Here is a 3,436-nt window from a genome sequence, read left to right as displayed (position 1 = left end):
GGTGAAGTCGGCGGTGCTGCTGGCGGGCCTGAACACGCCGGGCATCACCACCGTGATCGAGCCGGTGATGACGCGCGACCACACCGAAAAGATGCTGAAGGGATTTGGCGCCAATCTGACGGTCGAAACCGACGAGCGCGGCGTGCGCCACATCTTCATCGAGGGCCAGGGCAAGCTCAGCGGGCAGACGATCGCGGTGCCTGGCGACCCGTCCTCGGCGGGCTTCCCGCTGGTGGCGGCGCTCATCGTGCCGGGCTCGGACATCGTCATCGAGAACGTGCTGATGAACCCGACTCGCACCGGCCTGCTCCTGACGCTGCAGGAGATGGGCGGCCGGATCGACATCCTCAACCCGCGCAATGCCGGCGGCGAGGACGTCGCGGACCTGCGCGTGCGCTCTTCGGAGTTGAAGGGCGTCACCGTGCCGCCGGAGCGGGCGCCGTCGATGATCGACGAGTATCCGGTGCTGGCGGTTGCGGCGAGCTTCGCCGAGGGCGAGACGCTGATGCAGGGGCTGGAAGAGCTGCGCGTCAAGGAATCCGACCGGCTTTCGGCCGTCGCCAACGGGCTGAAGCTCAACGGCGTCGACTGCACGGAAGGCGAAGCGACGCTTGCCGTGCGCGGCAGGCCGGGCGGCAAGGGGCTGGGCAGACACCCCAACGGGCCGGACACGACGGTAAAGACGCATCTCGACCACCGCATCGCCATGAGTTTCCTCGTCATGGGGCTGGCGAGCGAAAAGCCGGTGACCATCGACGATGCCAACATGATCGCGACGAGCTTTCCGGAATTCATGGGGCTGATGAAGGGGCTGGGCGCGGAGATCGAGTGATGGCGATGAGCTTGAGCCGACCTGAGACGCTGGCGGGACAGCGCCCCCCTCTGTCCTGCCGGACATCTCCCCCACAGGGGGGGAGATTATCTGTCGCCGCGGTTTTCGCCAAAAACCAACGTCGCAGAATTGAGCGAGGCGCCCAAACCTTCAATCTCCCCCCTCGTGGGGGAGATGTCCGGCAGGACAGAGGGGGGCGCGAAGGATCGCCGCGCTTTTCGTTGGCCCGCCAATGACCCACACCTTCACCATCGCGATCGACGGGCCGGCCGGCGCCGGCAAGGGCACCCTCGCCCGCCGGCTTGCCGACCACTACCGGCTGAACCTGCTCGACACCGGCCTGACCTATCGCGCCGTCGCGCATGCGCTGTTGCAGCTCGGCCTGCCGCTCGACAATGTCTCGGCGGCGGAAACCGCGGCGCGGCAGGTGGACCTTTCGAAACTCGATCGCGCCGTGCTGTCGGCGCATGCGGTGGGCGAGGCCGCTTCCAAGGTCGCCGTCTTCCCGACTGTGCGGCGCATCCTGGTCGAAAAGCAGCGCGCCTTCGCCAAAACGCCGCCGGGCGCCGTGCTCGACGGGCGCGACATCGGCACCGTCGTGTGCCCCGACGCCGACATCAAGCTTTATGTGACGGCAAGCGCCGAGGTGCGGGCGAGACGCCGGCTGGCGGAGATCGAGAGCATCGGCGGCAGCGCCGATTTCGCCACCATCCTGGCCGACATCGAGCGGCGCGACGAGCGCGACATGGGCCGAGCCGACTCGCCGCTCAAGCCGGCCGCCGACGCGCACTTGCTTGATACGTCCGAAATGGCTATAGAGGCCGCGTTCCTGGCGGCCATGGCGATCATCGACGACGTCCTGGCCAAGAGAAACAAAGCCTGAGCCGGGTTTTTCCTCGTGTTTCCGTTGCCGGAGGCGAAGAAAATACCCATATCGGGCACGAACCAGCCTGCCAGCATTCTTCATGCGCCGGACTTGCCGCTTTGAGCGGCCAAGGGCTCTTCAGCCCGGAACGCCGGCAGGCTCACGCAACGCTAACCCACGGCGCCCGTCCCGCTCGATATGCGGGGCACTTCAGGAGAAACAATGTCAGCTGCTAATCCGTCTCGCGACGATTTCGCGAGCATGCTCGAAGAATCATTCACCGCCGGCCATTCCGGCGAGGGCCAGGTTGTCCGGGGCACGATCACCGCGATCGAAAAGGACATGGCCATCATCGACGTCGGCCTCAAGGTCGAAGGCCGCGTGCCGCTGAAGGAATTCGGCGCCAAGGGCAAGGAGTCGTCCCTCAAGGTCGGCGACACCGTCGAAGTCTATGTCGAGCGCATCGAGAACGCGCTTGGCGAAGCCATGCTGTCGCGCGAGAAGGCGCGCCGCGAGGAGAGCTGGGTGCGCCTCGAGGAGAAGTTCACCAAGGGTGAGCGCGTCGAAGGCGTCATCTTCAACCAGGTCAAGGGCGGCTTCACCGTCGACCTCGACGGCGCCGTGGCGTTCCTGCCGCGCAGCCAGGTCGATATCCGCCCGATCCGCGACGTCTCGCCGCTGATGCACAATCCGCAGCCCTTCGAGATCCTCAAGATGGATCGCCGCCGCGGCAACATCGTGGTGTCGCGCCGCACCGTGCTCGAGGAGAGCCGCGCCGAACAGCGTTCGGAAATCGTGCAGAACCTCGAAGAGGGCCAGGTGGTCGAAGGCGTGGTCAAGAACATCACCGACTACGGTGCGTTCGTCGACCTCGGCGGCATCGACGGCCTGCTGCACGTCACCGACATGGCATGGCGCCGCGTCAACCATCCGACCGAGATCCTCAACATCGGCCAGACGGTCAAGGTGCAGATCATCCGCATCAACCAGGAAACCCACCGCATCTCGCTCGGCATGAAGCAGCTCGAGAGCGATCCGTGGTCGGAGATCGGCACCAAGTTCCCGATCGGCAAGAAGATCAAGGGCACCGTCACCAACATCACCGACTACGGCGCGTTCGTCGAGCTGGAGCCGGGAATCGAGGGCCTCATCCACGTTTCGGAAATGTCGTGGACGAAGAAGAACGTGCATCCCGGCAAGATCCTGTCGACGACCCAGGAAGTCGACGTGGTGGTGCTCGAGGTCGATCCGGCCAAGCGCCGCATCTCGCTCGGCCTCAAGCAGACGCTGGAGAACCCGTGGGAGGCCTTCGCGCGCACCCATCCGGTCGGCAGCCAGGTCGAGGGCGAGGTCAAGAACAAGACCGAGTTCGGCCTGTTCATCGGCCTGGAAGGCGACGTGGACGGCATGGTCCACCTCTCCGACCTCGACTGGACCCGTCCGGGCGAGCAGGTGATCGAAGAGTACAATCGCGGCGACGTGGTCAAGGCGCAGGTGCTCGACGTCGACATCGAGAAGGAGCGCATCTCGCTCGGCATCAAGCAGCTGGCCCGTGACACGGTCGGTGAAGCGGCGACTTCGGGCGAACTGCGCAAGAACGCCGTCGTCACCTGCGAGGTCATCGGCGTCAAGGATGGCGGTCTGGAAGTGCGGCTGGTCGACAGCGGCATCGAGACCTTCATCAAGCGCTCCGACCTCAGCCGCGACCGTGACGAGCAGCGCCCCGAGCGCTTCACCGT

3 protein-coding genes are annotated in these 3,436 nt (G+C 65.6%); all 3 read left to right on the top strand.

Annotated elements, in window-relative coordinates; genetic code table 11:
* On the top strand, positions 1 to 832 hold an 832-nt coding region (locus EN780_RS30250; RefSeq protein ID WP_133372776.1), incomplete at its 5' end, for a 3-phosphoshikimate 1-carboxyvinyltransferase.
* 232 nt (positions 833 to 1,064) lie between these two features.
* Complete coding sequence (gene cmk / locus EN780_RS30240) at positions 1,065 to 1,715, top strand: (d)CMP kinase (protein WP_127391260.1); 651 nt, start codon at positions 1,065 to 1,067, stop codon at positions 1,713 to 1,715.
* A gap of 204 nt (positions 1,716 to 1,919) precedes the next feature.
* A partial coding sequence (gene rpsA, locus EN780_RS30235) for a 30S ribosomal protein S1 (protein WP_128276121.1) occupies positions 1,920 to 3,436 on the top strand: 1,517 nt, incomplete at its 3' end.

It is taken from the genome of Mesorhizobium sp. M4B.F.Ca.ET.089.01.1.1, from assembly GCF_004022605.1.
GTDB classification, from domain to species: Bacteria; Pseudomonadota; Alphaproteobacteria; order Rhizobiales; family Rhizobiaceae; genus Mesorhizobium; species Mesorhizobium abyssinicae.
This window is presented reverse-complemented; position numbering and strand designations above follow the sequence as displayed.

Bases quoted from the DNA above. Each gene is read 5' to 3' on its own strand.
- cmk (WP_127391260.1), top strand. From the start codon at position 1,065: ATGACCCACACCTTCACCATCGCGATCGACGGGCCGGCCGGCGCCGGC.